Raw genomic sequence first — 15,373 nt, 5'->3', positions numbered from 1 at the left:
CGGAACCTGAATGCGATATGCGGCCGTTTTATCAGCGATGCAGGGAGCCCTGATCAGCCGCCTGATCGATTTTACCCAATCCTCGCCGTCCAGAGAACCGCGCTGGCACGTTTCCTGAAAGGGCTCTGCCCTGATCATCCGAGGGAACGACTGGAAGGCATGGCGTCACATCTGCGGATCCTCATCGTTGACGCCAACCAGGTCAGGGCGGCGATCATCGAAGAAGGCCTGCGGGAAGCGGGCTACGATCAGCTCATCCGCATGACGGCGACGACCGGCCTCGTCGCCGCGATCGAAACCCATGATCCCGATGTCGTGGTGATCGACCTCGAGGACCCCAGCCGCGACGCGCTCGCCGACATGTTCCTCGTCAGCCGGCATATCCGCCGGCCGATCACCATGTTCGTCGACCAGTCGGATTCCGCCTCGATCGAGGCCGCGGTCGAGGCCGGCGTTTCCGCCTATATCGTCGACGGGCTGAAGAAGGAGCGAATGCAGCCGATCCTGCAGACCTGCATCAGCCGCTTCAACGCCTTCCGCAAGCTGCGCGAGGAGCTCGACGAGGCCCGCTCGCAGCTCGAGGACCGCAAGACGATCGATCGCGCCAAGGCCATCGTCATGCGGCTCAAGGGCCTTTCAGAAGACGAGGCCTACGCGCTGATGCGTCGCACCGCGATGAACGAGAAGCGCAAGCTGATCGACATCGCCCGCTCCCTCATCACCGCAGCGGAGATGCTGAAATGACGACGCTGCACCTGCGGGTCGGCTTCATGCCGCTGGTCGATTGCGCGCTGGTCGTGCTGGCGAAAGACGAAGGCTTCGCCGAAGCGGAAGGCCTCAACCTGGAACTGATCCGCGAGATCTCCTGGTCGAATCTGCGCGACAAGCTGAATGTCCGCCTGTTCGACGCCGCCCATATGCTCGGCCCCGCGGCCATCGCCGCGACGCTGGGCATCGGCGGCGTGAAAGCTCCGATGGCGGCGCCGCTGGCGCTCAACCGGGACGGCGCCGCGATCACCCTCTCGCTGCGGCGTTTCGAGGAATTGTCGCGGCTGGCCGAGGGCGATCCGGCTGACACCGCCATCTCCGCCCACGCGCTCGCCGCCCTGGTTGCGCGCCGCAAGGCGGCGGGACTGCCGCCGCTGACCTTCGCCGCGGTCTTCGGCTTCTCGATGCATATCTATCTGCTCGGCGAATGGCTGGAGAAAGCCGGGCTTAAGCTCGGCGAGGACATCCGCTTCGAGGTCGTCCCGCCGCCCCAGACCGTCGAGGCGCTTGCGAGCGGGCGGATCGACGGCTTCTGCGCCGGCGCGCCGTGGAATTCGGCCGCCGTGGCGGCAGGCGTCGGTGCGATGGTGCATGCCAGCGTCGACCTGCGCCGCAACTGTCATGACAAGGTCCTGGCCTGGCGCGCCGACGATGTGCAGAAGCGCCCGGCCGCCGTCGCGAAGCTCGGCGCCGCGATCCTGAACGCCAGTGCCTGGGCCTGCCGCCCCGAGAATTTCGCGCGCATGGCGCAGCATCTTTCCGCACCGGACCGGCTCGCGCTGCCGGCCCCGCTCATCGAGCGCATCCTGCTTGGCGAGCTGATCCAGGGCGCCGACCGGCCACCCCGGCCGATCGACCGGTTCATCCGGTTCGACCGGGAGGCCTTGCGCCCCGAGCCTGACGATGCCGACTGGGTACTCGCCGGCATGGCGCGCGCCGGCCAGATCGTCGCGACATCGCAGATGCACGATATCGCGCGTGGCGTTTTCCTGCCTGCCTACTTTGACGGCATTTTTGTCGCCAATCAGGATGCGCTCAAGAAATAGGCGTCTGCGTCGATTTTGTGCGCTGCAACAAGGCAATGCTTCCGGACAGCGACGCAGTGGGGCGGGCGCAATTTGTTGCAATTCAAGGCTGGGCCGCCGGCGGAGCGGTTGGCACGATCCTTGTAGGATAACTCGTGACGCGGCCAACGCTGCCCGCGCCATCCCCGATCCGGACGATACAGCAACGTCGCTGTCGAATGCGCCTGCCACGGCGACTTTCGCGCGGCGTTTTTCGCGTTCGGGGTTGGCTCAAACGAACGGCTTTCCAGCAATCCGAGAGGCGATCGATGACGCATAGCTCCAAGACCGGGATCACGGCGGCCGCATCCATGCAAGGCAACGCCAGCCGCCGCCGTTTCCTGCAACTCTCCGGCGCGGCCGCGCTGCTCGCGGCGGCGAAGGCCACCTTGCCCTCCGGCGCCTTCGCGCAAGGAGCCGGTCCCGAGGTCAAGGGCACGCGCCTCGGCTACATCGCGCTCACCGACGCCGCGCCGCTGATCATCGCCAAGGAAAAGGGCCTCTACGCCAAATACGGCCTGCCCGACATGGACATCGCCAAGCAGGCCTCCTGGGGGGCGACGCGCGACAACATGGCGCTCGGCTTCAAGAACAACGGCATCGATGGCGGCCACATCCTGCGGCCGAAGACGCATCTCTATTCGACCGGCAAGGTGATGCAGAACGGCCAGCCGTTGCCGATGTACACGCTGCTCAACCTCAACGAGGACGGGCAGGCGATCTCGGTCTCGAACGAATACAAGGATCTGAACGTCCAGAGGGACGCCTCGCCGTTGAAGCAGGCCTTCGAGCGCAAGAAGGCGGCCGGTAAGGAACTGACTGCCGCCATGACCTTTCCGGGCGGCACCCACGATCTCTGGATCCGCTACTGGCTCGCCGCCGGCGGCATCGACCCCGACACCGACATCAAGGTCATCGTCGTGCCGCCGCCGCAGATGGTGGCGAACATGAAGGTCGGAACCATGGACTGCTTCTGCGTCGGCGAGCCCTGGAACGAGCAGCTCGTCAACCAGAACATCGGCTACACCGCGCTGACCACGGGCGAGCTCTGGTTCCGCCACCCCGAGAAGATCTTGGGCATGCGTGCCGATTTCGTCGATGCGAACCCCAGGGCGACGCAGGCCATCCTGATGGCCGTGATGGAAGCCCAGCAATGGGCGGACAAGATGGAGAACCGCCAGGAACTCGCCGAGATCGTCGGCAAGCGCCAGTGGTTCAACGTCCCGGTCGGAGACATCAACAAGCGCCTGCTCGGCGACATCAATTACGGCAATGGCCGCGAGGCGAAGGGCACCAATCTCTACATGAAGTTCTGGGGGGAGGGCGGAGCGACCTCCTATCCCTGGAAGAGCCTGGACACCTGGTTCGTCACCGAGAACATCCGCTGGGGCAAGTTCGAGCCGACGCTCGACATCAAGGCGTTGGTCGACAAGACCAACCGCGCCGATCTCTGGCGCGAGGCAGCCAAGACGCTGGGCGTCGCTGGCGCGCCGACCGCCGATTCCCGCGGCGTCGAGACCTTCTTCGACGGCACGAAGTTCGATCCGACGGCGCCGATGGACTACCTCAAGGCGCTGAAGATCAAGCGGGTGGCCTGACGCCATGGCCGAGCCCCTGATCATCGTCGGCAACGGCATGGCGGCGACCCGGCTGGCTGACGAACTCAGCCAGCGCGCGCTCGGGCGCTATTCCCTGGCGGTGATCGGAGACGAGCCGCGGCTCGCCTATAACCGGGTCCTGCTCTCGCCCTTGCTGGCGGGCGAGATCGGTGAGCGGGAGATCGAACTCAAGCCGGCCGCCTGGTGGCGCGAGCGCGGCATCTCGACCTTCTACGGCCGTTCCGTCGAGGCCATCGACCGCGCAACGCAGACAGTGTCTCTCCGCGACGGCCCGACACTTCCCTATGGCAAGCTCGTGCTCGCAACCGGCTCGACGCCATTGCGCCCGCCCTTTCCGGGCGGGGATCTCGCTGGCGTCGCCACCTTCCGCGATACCGCCGATGTCGACGCGATGCGGACCTATGCCCGGCGCGGCGCCCGCATCGTCGTGATCGGCGGCGGGCTGCTCGGGCTCGAGGCTGCCTATGGGCTCGCGCGGGCCGGTGCCGATGTGACGCTGCTGCATCTCGTCGACCGGCTGATGGAGCGCCAGCTCGACCATGAGGGCGCCGGCCTGCTCGCGGCGGCGATGGCCGCGCGCGGCATCGATGTGCGCCTCTGCGCCGAAACCAAGGGCTTCCGGGGCGAAGGGCATGTCGAGGCTGTCGAACTGACGGACGGGACCGAAATCCCCGCCGCTCTCGTGGTGATCGCCATCGGCGTGCGTCCGAATGTCGAGCTCGCGCGGGCAGCCGGCCTCGCTGTCGGGCGCGGCATCCTGGTCGATGACGGCCTCGCCACCGACGATCCCGCGATCTTCGCCATCGGCGAATGTGCCGAGCATCGCGGCCTCGCCTATGGGCTGGTTGAGCCGGCCTATGAGCAGGCGCGGGTGCTGGCCGCAAGGCTGGCCGGTCGCGAAAGCGCCTATCAGGGCTCATTGCTCTCGACCAATCTCAAGGTCTCCGGCGTCGGCGTCTTCTCGGCCGGGGAGTTCGAGGCGGGCGAGGGTGCCGAGACCGTCCTGCTGCGTGACCCCGCCGCGGGCATCTACCGCAAATTCGTGCTGCGCGATGGCCGGCTCGCCGGCTGCGTGCTGGTCGGCGATACGCAGGGCGCGCTGTTCTATCTCGGGCTGATCCGTTCGGGCCAGGACATCAGCGCGATCCGCGCCGACCTGCCCTTCGGCGAGAGCTATTGCGTGAGCGAGGCCGCCTGATGCGCCACGATGCTCCCCTTGCTCCAGCCGCAACACGCACCACCTGCCCCTATTGCGGCGTCGGCTGCGGCGTTCTGGCCACGCCGGACGGTCTGGGCGGCGCGGCCATCGCGGGCGATGCGGATCACCCGGCCAATCGCGGGCGGCTCTGCTCCAAGGGCTCTGCGCTCGGCGAGACGCTAGAGCTTGGCAGCCGGGTGCTGCACCCGCTGAAGCGCAACGCCGCCGGCAGCTATGACAGGGTCAGTTGGGACGAGGCGCTCGACGCCATCGCCGTCGGGGTGCGGACCATCGCCGCCGAGCACGGCCCCGAGGCGATCGCCTTCTATCTCTCAGGCCAGCTCCTGACCGAGGACTACTACGTCGCCAACAAGCTGGCCAAGGGCTTCGTCGGAACGCCCCATGTCGACACCAATTCGCGGCTGTGCATGTCCTCGACGGTCGCGGCGCAGCGCCGTGTCTTCGGCTCGGACACTGTGCCCGGTGCCTATGAGGATTTCGACAGCGCCGATCTGATCGTGCTCGTCGGCTCGAATACGGCGTGGTGCCATCCGATCCTGTTCCGGCGCATGCAGGATAATCGGCGGGAGCGCGGCGCGCGCCTCGTCGTGCTCGATCCGCGCATCACCGCGACGGCGGAAGACGCCGACATGGTGCTGGCGTTGAAGCCCGGCTCCGACGCCGCACTCTTCGCCGGCCTCCTCGTCCATCTCGCCGGCCGCGGCCTCGTCGACCGCACCTATATCACGCGCCATGTCTTCGGCTTCGACGAGGCGCTCGCCAATGCGCGCGAGATCGGCCCCGACATTGCTGCCGTTTCCGCCCTGACCGGCCTGGCGGAGACGCAGATCACAGCCTTTTACGAACTCTGGGCCAGCACGCCTCATGTCGTCACGGCCTGGAGCCAGGGCGTCAACCAGTCGGCACAAGGCACCGACAAGGTCGCCGCGATCCTGAATTGCCATCTCGCAACCGGCAGGATCGGGCGTCCCGGCTGCGGCCCGTTCTCGCTGACCGGCCAGCCCAACGCCATGGGCGGACGCGAGGTCGGCGGCCTCGCCAACACGCTCGCCGCCCATATGGGCTACGGCGCGGAAGAGATCGATCGCGTCCGCCGCTTTTGGCAGGCGCCGAACATGGCCCGCCGCGAAGGTCTGAAGGCCGTCCAGATGCTGGAAGCGGTCGCGGAGCGCCGTATCCGCGCCCTGTGGGTGATGGCGACGAACCCCGCCGTCTCCCTCCCGGATGCGGACAAGGTCCGCGCTGCGCTCGCCGGCCTCGATCTCTTCATTGTTTCCGAAAACGTGCTTTCGAACGACACGCTCGCGGCTGGACCGCATTACATCCTGCCGGCAGCCGCTTGGGGCGAGAAGGACGGCACCGTCACCAATTCCGAGCGCAGAATCTCGCGTCAGCGCGCCTTCCTGCCGCTGCCCGGCGAGGTGAAGCCGGACTGGTGGATCGTCTGCGAGGTCGCCAAGCGCCTCGGCTTCGGCGCGGCGTTCACGTATGCTGGCCAACACGCAATCTATGCCGAGCATGCGGCGCTCTCCGCTTTCGAGAACGACGGCACGCGCGATTTCGACATCGGCGCCCATGCCGGCCTCGACAAGGCGGCCTATGACGGGCTCAGGCCGGTGCAATGGCCCGCCCCAGCGCGCCACCTCCAAGGCACCGCACGGCTCTTCGGTGACGGCAACTTCTTCGGCCCCGAGCACCGCGCGCAGATGCGCCCGCTCGCCGCGCCGAAGCTGGCCACGGCAACGAGCGAGGCTTTTCCGCTGCTGCTCAACACCGGCCGCGTCCGCGACCACTGGCATACGATGACGCGAACAGGCCTCAGCCCGCGTCTCAGCGCGCATATCGCCGAGCCTGCGGTGTATGTGCATCGGGGCGATATCACGCGCTTCGGACTGGTCGAGGGCGGCTTCGCCCGTCTTGCCAGCGCCCATGGCGGCGCGGTGCTCAAGGTCGTGGCCGATGCGGGTGTCGGCGAGGGTGTGCTCTTTGCGCCGATCCACTGGTCGGACGAGATGGCGTCCGACGCCAGGATCGGCGCCCTGACGCAGCCGCTCTGCGATCCCCTCTCCGGTCAGCCCGAGATGAAGGCGACGCCGGTTTCGATCGCGCCGGTCGCCTATCGCTTCGAGGGCTTCGTTCTCTCTCGCGAGTCCTTTGCACTGCCGGCGGGGAGCTGGTGGGCGCGGCTTGCCGTGCAGGGAGGCGAGGGCCGGCTTTTCAGCACGGATGCGCCTGTCGAGGCCATGGCCGCCCTGATGCGGGACCGTTTCGGCGCGGATGGGCTGACCGAGCTGATCGACCGCGATGGCGGCAGCTATCGCTGTGCCGTGCTCCGGGATGGCCGGCTCCAGGCCGCTCTCTTCTTCGCGCCGGCCGGTCGCGCGCCGCTCTGGGACACGGTCAAGGCCGTCTTCGCCGATCAAACGGCCACCGTGGAGAACAGGCTCGCCCTGCTCTCGGGGCAAAAACCTGGCGGGGTCGAACCCGGCCCGACCGTCTGCGCCTGCTTCGGCGTCGGCCTCAATGCCATCTGCGCCGCCTTCGAAGCTGGTGCCGCGACGGCCGAGGAGATCGGCCTGCGACTCAAGGCGGGGACCAATTGCGGCTCCTGCCTCCCCGAAATCCGCCGCATCGGCGCGCAGGCGCGCGCGAAAGCATTTTCGAGCGAAGTGGATGCCGGTTCGCGTGAAGAAAATGCGACCGAAGAAAAGGATGGAGCCCTTCTGCGTTTCGGAGAAGCGCGGAAGGGCTCCAGCGAGGCGGCATGACGAACGCGACGATGAGCTCGGTCAGAGGAGAGACTGGAACATGGGGCAGCCTGTCTTGAAAGGCGCGACTGCGAGCGCGACGGTCGTCACGCTCTCGGGCAAGCCACCGGAGGTCGTGCCCTTGCCGGCAGGGCCGTCGAAGCCCTTCGCGGCGAAGCTCGCGCCCTTGGCAAAGAGCGTTCTCGTCAACCTGCTGCCACCGCTGGTCACGGTCGCGCTGATCCTGCTGTTCTGGCAGCTCGCGGCGTCCGGCCCGCAATCCTCGCTGCCGCCCCCGACGAAGATCTGGGGAGAGGCGAAGGATCTGATCGTCGAGCCGTTCTACTGGGCGGGCTCGCAGGATATCGGGCTGGGCTGGCGTATCCTCGTCTCGCTGCAGCGCGTCGCGATCGGCTTCAGCCTCGCCGCCGTGGTCGGCGTGCTGCTCGGGGCGCTTGTCGGCCAGTCCGTCTGGATGATGCGCGGGCTCGACCCGGTCTTCCAGGTGCTGCGCACGGTGCCGCCGCTCGCCTGGCTGCCGCTCTCGCTCGCCGCTTTCCGCGACAGCCAGCCCTCGGCGATCTTCGTGATCTTCATCACCGCGATCTGGCCGGTGATCATCAATACCGCCGTCGGCATCCGCAACATCCCGCAGGATTACCGCAATGTCGCCGAGGTGCTGCGGCTGAACCAGATCGAGTTCTTCTACAAGATCATGGTGCCCTCGGCCGCGCCCTACATCTTCACGGGGCTTCGCATCGGCGTCGGCCTGTCCTGGCTCGCCATCGTCGCGGCCGAGATGCTGACCGGCGGCGTCGGCATCGGCTTCTTCATCTGGGACGCGTGGAATTCGTCCCGCCTGTCCGACATCATCGTGGCGCTGGTCTATATCGGCGTGGTCGGCTTCCTGCTCGACCGCCTCGTCGCTCTCGTCGGCCATGTCGTCACCCGCGGCACCGCGACGAATTGAGGAGCGAAGCGATGAGCTATCTGAAGATCGACCATGTCGACAAACGCTTCCAGCGTGGCGCCGCGACAACGGAAGTCCTCAAGGACATCAACCTCGTCATCGACAAGGGCGAGTTCGTCTCGATCATCGGCCATTCCGGCTGCGGCAAGTCGACCCTGCTCAACATCGTCGCCGGGCTGACGCCCGTCAGCGCGGGCGCGATCCTGCTCGAAGGCAAGGAGGTCAATGCGCCGGGCCCCGACCGGGCCGTGGTCTTCCAGAACCATTCGCTGCTGCCCTGGCTCACCGTCTACGACAATGTCGCGCTCGCCGTGAACAAGGTCTTCGGGGCTAAGAAGAGCCGGGCCGAGCGGCATGACTGGATCATGCACAATCTCGACCTCGTCCAGATGGCCCACGCCAGGGACAGGCGGCCCGGCGAAATCTCGGGCGGCATGAAGCAGCGCGTCGGCATCGCGCGGGGCCTCGCCATGGAACCGAAGATCCTGCTGCTCGACGAGCCCTTCGGCGCGCTCGACGCTTTGACCCGCGCGCATCTGCAGGACTCGGTGATGCAGATCCACGCCGCGCTCGGCAACACGATGATCATGATCACCCATGACGTCGACGAGGCCGTGCTGCTCTCGGACCGGATCGTGATGATGACCAACGGCCCCTCCGCCCGCATCGGCGAGGTTCTGGACGTGCGCCTCGCCCGCCCGCGCAAGCGGCTCGAGCTGGTCTCCGACCGCACCTACATCGCGGCGCGCGAGGCCGTGCTGAAATTCCTCTACGAGCGCCATCGCTTCGTCGAGGCGGCGTAGTCCTTCGTGCCGTCCTTCACGTCATCCCGGACGCAGCGAAGCGGAGATCCGGGATCCATCATAGGACCCTGTCGAACCCTACGATGGATCCCGGGGCAAGCCCGGGATGACGGTCGAGGATCAGGTGACGGTCTCACCCATTGGTCTTGAAAAGCATTTGGTCATGAGCGACGATTTCACCCCCGACCAGAAGCGTTATCTCGAAGGCTTCGTCAGCGGCATGCAGTCGGCCCGCACGGCCCGCGGCCTGGGTCCGCTTGGCGGAGCACCGGGCAGCGCCCCGGTGAAGCCTGATGGCCCCGACAAGGAGCATGCCGAGGCCCAGGCGAAAACGATCGCGGCCGGCGGCAAGCTCGTCGATCAGGAGAAATGGAAGGCCGCCGAACACCCCTTCGACGCCTATGCCCGCTTCAAGGAGCAGGCGGGCGCCGGCATCTACCCCAAGCCGGAGGACAATTTCCGCTGGCGTTATCACGGGCTGTTCTACGTGGCTCCGGCGCAGAACAGCTATATGTGCCGGCTGCGGATTCCCAACGGCATCTTGAAGAGCTGGCAGTTCGCCGGCGTCGCCGATCTCGCGGAGAGCTATGGCGGCGGCTACAGCCACGTCACGACTCGCGCCAATCTCCAGATTCGCGAGATCGCCGCCGAGAGCGCGCCGCTGCTGCTGGAGGGGCTCGCCGATCTCGGCCTCACCGCCAAGGGCTCCGGCGCCGACAACATCCGCAATGTCACGGGCTCGGCGACGGCCGGCATCGACCCGCTGGAGCTGCTCGACACGCGCCCGCATGCCCGCGCCTGGCACCATCACATCCTGAACGACCGCTCGCTCTATGGCCTGCCGCGCAAGTTCAACGTCGCTTTCGACGGCGCCGGCTCGATCGCGACGCTGGAAGACACGAACGATATCGGCTTTCAGGCCATCGAGGTCGGGGAGGGCGCCTCTTTCGACGGGCAATCGGTCGCGCCCGGCATCTGGTATCGCCTTGCGCTCGGCGGCATCACCGGCCACAAGGACCTCGCGCGCGACACCGGCGTGATCGTCGCTCCTTCCGATGCGATCGCCGTCGCGGATGCGATCGTGCGCGTCTTCACCGCCAACGGAAATCGCACCGACCGCAACAAGTCGCGCCTCAAATACGTTCTCGATGCCTGGGGCTTCGACACGTTCCTCGCCGCCGTCGAGGAGAAGCTCGGCCGCCGGCTGATCCGGCTCGATAGCGCCTTCGTCAAACCGCGCCCGGTCTATGACCGGCTCGCCCATATCGGCGTCCACCCGCAGGCCCAGGCCGGCCTCAGCTGGATCGGCGTGGCGCTGCCTGTCGGCAAGCTTACGGTGCAGCAGATGCGAGTCATCGCTTCGATCGCCAATCAATGCGGCGACGGCGATATCCGCCTCACCGTCTGGCAGAACCTGCTGATCTCCGGCGTGCCTGACGCGAAGGTCGAGGACGTGCTCGCCCATCTGCAGGCTGTCGGCCTCTCCGCCGAAACCTCGGTGCTGCGCGCCGGGTTGATCGCCTGCACCGGCGCGACCGGCTGCAAGTTCGCCGGTGCCCATACCAAGGAAGATGCGCTCGCCATCGCCGCCCATTGCGAGCCGCGGATCACGCTAGACACGCCGGTCAACATCCACCTGACGGGCTGCCACAATTCCTGCGCCCAGCACTATATCGGCGATCTTGGCCTGATCGGCGCCAAGGTCTCGGTCAATGACGAGGGCGACACCGTGCCCGGCTACCATGTCTTCGTCGGCGGCGGCTTCGGCGTCGAGGGCGGGATGGGCCGCGAATTCCAGTCCAATGTGAAGGCAGAGGACGCGCCGGCTCTCGTCGAGGCGATCCTGCGCAGCTGGCAGACGCATCGCGCCGCGCCGGACGAGAGTTTCGTCGCCTTCGCCCGCCGCCACGAGATCGCAGCATTGCAGATCATGGTCGAGCAGATCGGAGACGCGGCATGAGCAACGACATGCACCGCCATCATGGTCGGGCTTGTCCCGACCATCCACGTCTTCGCTGGTTGAAAGGCGTGTTCAAGACGTGGATGTTCGCCACAAGGGCGAGCATGACGGGGAGCATCCGTGCATGACGGTCCAAACCCCGTCCCCCATCGTCCAGGTTCTGCCCGAAACCGCGCCCTTCAGCGAGGAGCAGCGCTTCTGGCTGAACGGCTTCTTCGCCGGTTTGCTCTCGCTCGACAATGCCGGCGTGACCGCGCTCTCGCCGGTCGAGAACGCCGCCGTCATGGCCGAGGCCGAGGACGGGGCACCCTGGCACGATCCGTCGCTGGAGATCGCCGAGCGCATGAAGCTGGCCGAGGGCAAGCCTCTGCCGCGCAGGCTCTACGCCGCCATGGCCCAGCAGGATTGCGGGCAATGCGGCTATGTCTGCGAGACCTATTCCGCTGCCATCGCCTCAGGAACCGAGGGGCGGCTCAATCTCTGCGCGCCCGGCGGCAAGGAAACGCTTCGTCAAGTCAAGGCGCTGGTGGAGGAGACCGGCTCTTCCGCCCCGGCCGCTCCCGCCGAGGCCGCTCCTGCATCAGAGCTGGGAGCGCACGGACGCTGCCGCGAGAACCCGGCGCTCGCGACCTTCCTCTCGCGCCGCAAGCTCAATGGCGAAGGCTCCGAGAAGGAGACCTGGCATGTCGAGTTCGACCTTTCCGAATGCGGTCTCGACTATGTCGTCGGCGACGCCTTCGGCGTCGTCGCGCAGAACGATACCCGCCTTGTCGACGCGGTGATCGCCCTCCTGGGCGCGCAGCCGGATGCCGACATCAACGGCAAGTCTTTGCGTGACAAGCTTATGGCCGATTGCGCGCTCGGCCCGGCACCCGACGCCTTGTTCCAGCTCATCTCCTACGTTACCGGGGGCGAGGCCCGCGCCAGGGCGAGGCGTCTTGCCGCCGGCGAGGATCCGGACGGCGATCTCGATCGCCTCGACGTGCTCGGCACGCTGCACAAGTTCTCGCAGGCCCGCCTCTCGGCGGAGGCTTTCGTCGAGGCGCTCGATCCGCTCCAGCCGCGGCTCTATTCGATCTCTTCGTCGTACCACGCCACGCCCGGCCGGATCACGCTGACGGTCGATGCGGTGCGCTACAGGATCGGTTCGCGCCCGCGCTGGGGTGTCGCTTCGACCTTCCTGGCCGAGCGCGTCCAGCCCGGCGACACGGTGCCGGTCTATGTCCAGCGTGCCCATGGTTTCGGCCTGCCTGCCGATCCGGCGACGCCGATCATCATGTGCGGTCCGGGCACCGGTGTCGCGCCCTTCCGCGCCTTCCTGCATGACCGGCAGGCGACGAAGGCGTCGGGCCGCAACTGGCTGTTCTTCGGCCATCAGCGCCGGACCTGCGATTTCTTCTATGAAGAAGAGCTGCAGGCGATGAAGGATCAAGGCTTCCTGACCAACCTGACGCTGGCCTGGTCGCGCGACGGCGAGAAGGTCTATGTCCAGGACCGCATGCGGGAGCGCGGCGGCGAACTCTGGTCATGGCTGGAGAAGGGCGCGCATTTCTACGTCTGCGGCGACGCCAAGCGGATGGCCAGGGATGTCGAGCGCGCGCTGGTCGATGTGGTCGCGGAGCATGGGGGGCGCTCTGTCGACGAGGCCGTCGCCTATGTCGCGGCTCTGCGAAAGGCGGGGCGCTATCAGGCGGATGTCTATTGAAGCACCGGCCCGAAAAGTGGGGCGCGGCTTTCGGTCAAAGCCGATGCAAAATCAAAGAGCTAGCGTATCGGACTGAAGACGATATTCAATCCGATACGCTAGAGGCCACGTCCCTGAACCATCGATGGTGTGGCAAAGGCCGCCTCAGGTGATGGGCAAGCCACTCAGAATTTGACGGCAGGGACGCCCTTGAAGGCGGGGTCCTGAGCATCCTGGGCGAGCTGCCCGGTATGGGAGAGGCCAAGCGAGGCGTTCTTTCTAAGCGCTCGACAGCAGCCGCTCTATTTCGTGGATGGGATGCTTGGTCAGGTCCTTGTCGACTTCCGCGAGGATACGAGAGCGCGCTTCGCTATCGAGGTGTTGGCGCAGCGCCGCGAGGATACGTGGCGGCGCCACCAGCACGATGTCCCGGGGGAGACCGGATCGATTGGGGCGCTTGAGGGCCGCAGCGGTGTCGCGCGCAAATTTCGCCTCGGCCAGCTCGTGCCAATCCGTTTCTTCGGTCGCGCTCGTCGGCGCGACCGCGTTTTGAATACGGCCGGGCCGATCCCTTCCTTGTCGAGCGTTCGGCGGATTCGCGGAAGCTTCCTTCACCTCCTCGACTTCGAACCTGGGCTGTATCGGAGTTCCTTCGTTTCGGAGGAACATCGCCTTGCGGGCGTCGCAGACGACCACCCAGGCAGCGTGTGGAATCCTTAGGTTCATGGCATTGTTCCCTCAGTCGGGTCTGGCCCTTGACGAGGATCGCGACTGAACTCGCGTCCGCCTTGATCCAGCGCAAAAGGAACGCCGCACCCGCGAATTTGATCGTTCTCAAGGCGTGGCTCGACGGACCGTGTTCCAAAGGCCTTGGTGGATTTCAGGCCTGCGGCTCTTTTCGGAGATCGACAATGTCAGAGGCGAGTGTTCGGCAGGACACCGGAATCCGTCTTTGCTTTCACGGAGCGGCCCACGCCGTCACCGGCTCCTGCTTCGCGCTTCGGACGGACGATGCCCACATCCTCATCGATTGTGGCATGTTCCAGGGGTCAAAGTCCGAAAAGGAATTGAACTACCGGGCGTTTCCGTTCGACCCGGCTTCAATTGACGCCGTGCTCCTGACGCATGCCCATATCGATCACAGCGGATTGTTGCCGAAGCTGGCGAAGGACGGATTCCAAGGGCCTATATTCGCAACTGCCGCGACGGTCGATCTCTGCTCCGTGATGCTCCCCGATTCCGGGCATATCCAGGAAATGGAGGTCGAGCAGCTCAACCGACGAAACGCGCGTCGAGGCCGTTCGGCGGTAGAGGCGATCTACGGCGCCGAGCAGGCCATCACGACGCTGACGCAGTTCCGTGCCGTCCCTTTTGGCAAGCTGATCGCGATCGCCAAAGGGATCCGGGCACGATACTGGGACGCAGGGCATCTGCTGGGCTCGGCCTCCATCGAGGTGGAGATCGACAGGCCTGGCGGGGCTCCTCTTCGGATACTTTTCTCGGGTGATATCGGCTCGAGCCTCCAACCGTTCCACGCAGATCCGACCGGCCCACAGGGGATCGATTATGTCGTCTGCGAAACGACTTATGGCGACACTGATCGGGAAGATGTCACCCTGGAGCAGCGTCTACAAATGCTGCAAGCGGAAGTGAGGGCTGCGGCCCAGCTCTCCGGGCCGCTCCTCATTCCCTCCTTCGCCGTCGAACGAACCCAGGAACTGCTCGTCGATCTCATACGGCTGATGAAGACAGGTGGCATCCCGGCGGCGCCGATCTTTGTCGATTCACCGCTTGCGACCAAGGCCAGCGCAATCTTCGAGGAACATGCGGGCGAGATGGCCAATGGCGAGGCCTTGCTGGAGGCCTTGCGGGATCCGCACGTCCGGTTCACGGAATCCGTCGAGCAAAGCAAGGCCATCGACCGCATCCGCGGCTTTCATATCGTGATCGCGGCCAGCGGCATGTGCGATGCGGGGCGCATTCGGCATCATCTGAAGGAATGGCTGTGGCGCGGTGCGGCGACGATCCTCTTTGTCGGCTTTCAGGCGCAGGGGACGCTCGGGCGAATCCTGCTCGATGGCGCCCGCCATGTGCGGTTGATGGGCGAAGACGTCCAGGTGAAGGCCCGCATTCGCTCGATGGATGTCTACTCCGGCCATGCCGACGGGCCTCAGCTCACGGCCTGGATCGCGGAGCGGCGACCGATCTCCGGCTCCGTCTTTCTGACACATGGCGAGGAGCAAGCCATGCAGGGCTTGGCGGAGAGGTTGAGGAAGCTGGATCCCGCGCTGCTCGTCATCGAGCCGTCGCTCGACAGCATGTTCGCGCTCCCGGGCGGAGCGCCTCGTCAGATCAGCGGTCCGGTCCGCAGCGCGGCAGAAAACACGGGTCGGCTCGACTGGCATAATGAACTGTCCAGCCTGATCCTCGATATCGACGAGCAGATGTCGCTCGCCGCGGACGAGCGAGGCCGCAAACAGATTATCAGGCGCCTGCGGAGGGCTCTATCGTCCGAGTGAGACTTTTGCCGGGCCAACGG

Annotated in this window: 11 protein-coding genes; 10 read left to right on the top strand and 1 reads right to left on the bottom strand. The window is 66.2% G+C overall.

Going from position 1 to position 15,373, the window contains the following annotated elements; translation table 11 throughout:
* The first annotated feature begins 159 nt into the window (after positions 1-159).
* From Q0Q02_RS09070 to Q0Q02_RS09030, 9 genes are all read left to right on the top strand, one after another.
* Positions 160-744 carry an ANTAR domain-containing protein gene (locus Q0Q02_RS09070; RefSeq protein WP_293808653.1) on the top strand — a complete coding sequence of 195 codons (585 nt, stop codon included), beginning with the start codon at positions 160-162 and terminating at the stop codon, positions 742-744.
* A complete protein-coding gene (locus tag Q0Q02_RS09065) occupies positions 741-1,814 on the top strand; it encodes a CmpA/NrtA family ABC transporter substrate-binding protein (RefSeq protein WP_293808652.1) in 1,074 nt (357 codons plus the stop codon). Before Q0Q02_RS09070 ends, Q0Q02_RS09065 begins: the two co-directional genes overlap by 4 nt.
* Positions 1,815-2,101: 287 nt before the next feature.
* Entirely contained in the window at positions 2,102-3,430 is a 1,329-nt protein-coding gene (locus Q0Q02_RS09060; RefSeq protein WP_293808651.1) for a CmpA/NrtA family ABC transporter substrate-binding protein, read from the top strand.
* A gap of 4 nt (positions 3,431-3,434) precedes the next feature.
* Positions 3,435-4,649: an FAD-dependent oxidoreductase gene (locus Q0Q02_RS09055; RefSeq protein WP_293808650.1), complete on the top strand. Its 1,215-nt coding sequence runs from the start codon at positions 3,435-3,437 to the stop codon at positions 4,647-4,649.
* Positions 4,649-7,438 carry a nitrate reductase gene (locus Q0Q02_RS09050; protein ID WP_293808649.1) on the top strand — a complete coding sequence of 930 codons (2,790 nt, stop codon included), beginning with the start codon at positions 4,649-4,651 and terminating at the stop codon, positions 7,436-7,438. The genes Q0Q02_RS09055 and Q0Q02_RS09050 overlap by 1 nt, the downstream gene beginning before the upstream one ends.
* A 40-nt stretch (positions 7,439-7,478) precedes the next feature.
* On the top strand, positions 7,479-8,387 hold the full coding sequence (gene ntrB, locus Q0Q02_RS09045) for a nitrate ABC transporter permease (protein ID WP_293808648.1): 909 nt from the start codon (positions 7,479-7,481) through the stop codon (positions 8,385-8,387).
* A gap of 11 nt (positions 8,388-8,398) precedes the next feature.
* Positions 8,399-9,190: an ABC transporter ATP-binding protein gene (locus tag Q0Q02_RS09040; RefSeq protein ID WP_293808647.1), complete on the top strand. Its 792-nt coding sequence runs from the start codon at positions 8,399-8,401 to the stop codon at positions 9,188-9,190.
* Between the two features lie 163 nt (positions 9,191-9,353).
* Positions 9,354-11,150: a NirA family protein gene (locus Q0Q02_RS09035; protein ID WP_293808645.1), complete on the top strand. Its 1,797-nt coding sequence runs from the start codon at positions 9,354-9,356 to the stop codon at positions 11,148-11,150.
* A gap of 124 nt (positions 11,151-11,274) precedes the next feature.
* Positions 11,275-12,855, top strand: a complete 1,581-nt coding sequence (locus Q0Q02_RS09030) for a sulfite reductase subunit alpha (RefSeq protein ID WP_293808644.1) — start codon at positions 11,275-11,277, stop codon at positions 12,853-12,855.
* 258 nt (positions 12,856-13,113) lie between these two features.
* Here Q0Q02_RS09030 and Q0Q02_RS09025 read toward each other — a convergent pair whose 3' ends face one another.
* Positions 13,114-13,560, bottom strand: a complete 447-nt coding sequence (locus Q0Q02_RS09025; protein WP_293808643.1) for a host attachment family protein — start codon at positions 13,558-13,560, stop codon at positions 13,114-13,116.
* Positions 13,561-13,745: 185 nt separating this feature from the next.
* Between Q0Q02_RS09025 and Q0Q02_RS09020 the strand changes: the two genes are divergently transcribed.
* Positions 13,746-15,353 carry an MBL fold metallo-hydrolase gene (locus Q0Q02_RS09020; protein WP_293808642.1) on the top strand — a complete coding sequence of 536 codons (1,608 nt, stop codon included), beginning with the start codon at positions 13,746-13,748 and terminating at the stop codon, positions 15,351-15,353.
* The last annotated feature ends 20 nt before the right edge of the window (positions 15,354-15,373 follow it).

This window comes from uncultured Allobosea sp. (genome assembly GCF_945956895.1).
Taxonomy (GTDB): domain Bacteria; phylum Pseudomonadota; class Alphaproteobacteria; order Rhizobiales; family Beijerinckiaceae; genus Allobosea.
The sequence above is the reverse complement of the archived record's forward strand: the minus strand, read 5'-3'. Positions and strand labels throughout refer to the sequence as shown.

Bases quoted from the DNA above. Each gene is read 5' to 3' on its own strand.
- Q0Q02_RS09070 (WP_293808653.1), top strand. From the start codon at position 160: ATGGCGTCACATCTGCGGATCCTCATCGTTGACGCCAACCAGGTCAGG.
- Q0Q02_RS09065 (WP_293808652.1), top strand. From the start codon at position 741: ATGACGACGCTGCACCTGCGGGTCGGCTTCATGCCGCTGGTCGATTGC.
- Q0Q02_RS09060 (WP_293808651.1), top strand. From the start codon at position 2,102: ATGACGCATAGCTCCAAGACCGGGATCACGGCGGCCGCATCCATGCAA.
- Q0Q02_RS09055 (WP_293808650.1), top strand. From the start codon at position 3,435: ATGGCCGAGCCCCTGATCATCGTCGGCAACGGCATGGCGGCGACCCGG.
- Q0Q02_RS09050 (WP_293808649.1), top strand. From the start codon at position 4,649: ATGCGCCACGATGCTCCCCTTGCTCCAGCCGCAACACGCACCACCTGC.
- ntrB (WP_293808648.1), top strand. From the start codon at position 7,479: ATGGGGCAGCCTGTCTTGAAAGGCGCGACTGCGAGCGCGACGGTCGTC.
- Q0Q02_RS09040 (WP_293808647.1), top strand. From the start codon at position 8,399: ATGAGCTATCTGAAGATCGACCATGTCGACAAACGCTTCCAGCGTGGC.
- Q0Q02_RS09035 (WP_293808645.1), top strand. From the start codon at position 9,354: ATGAGCGACGATTTCACCCCCGACCAGAAGCGTTATCTCGAAGGCTTC.
- Q0Q02_RS09030 (WP_293808644.1), top strand. From the start codon at position 11,275: ATGACGGTCCAAACCCCGTCCCCCATCGTCCAGGTTCTGCCCGAAACC.
- Q0Q02_RS09025 (WP_293808643.1), bottom strand. From the start codon at position 13,560: ATGAACCTAAGGATTCCACACGCTGCCTGGGTGGTCGTCTGCGACGCC.
- Q0Q02_RS09020 (WP_293808642.1), top strand. From the start codon at position 13,746: ATGTCAGAGGCGAGTGTTCGGCAGGACACCGGAATCCGTCTTTGCTTT.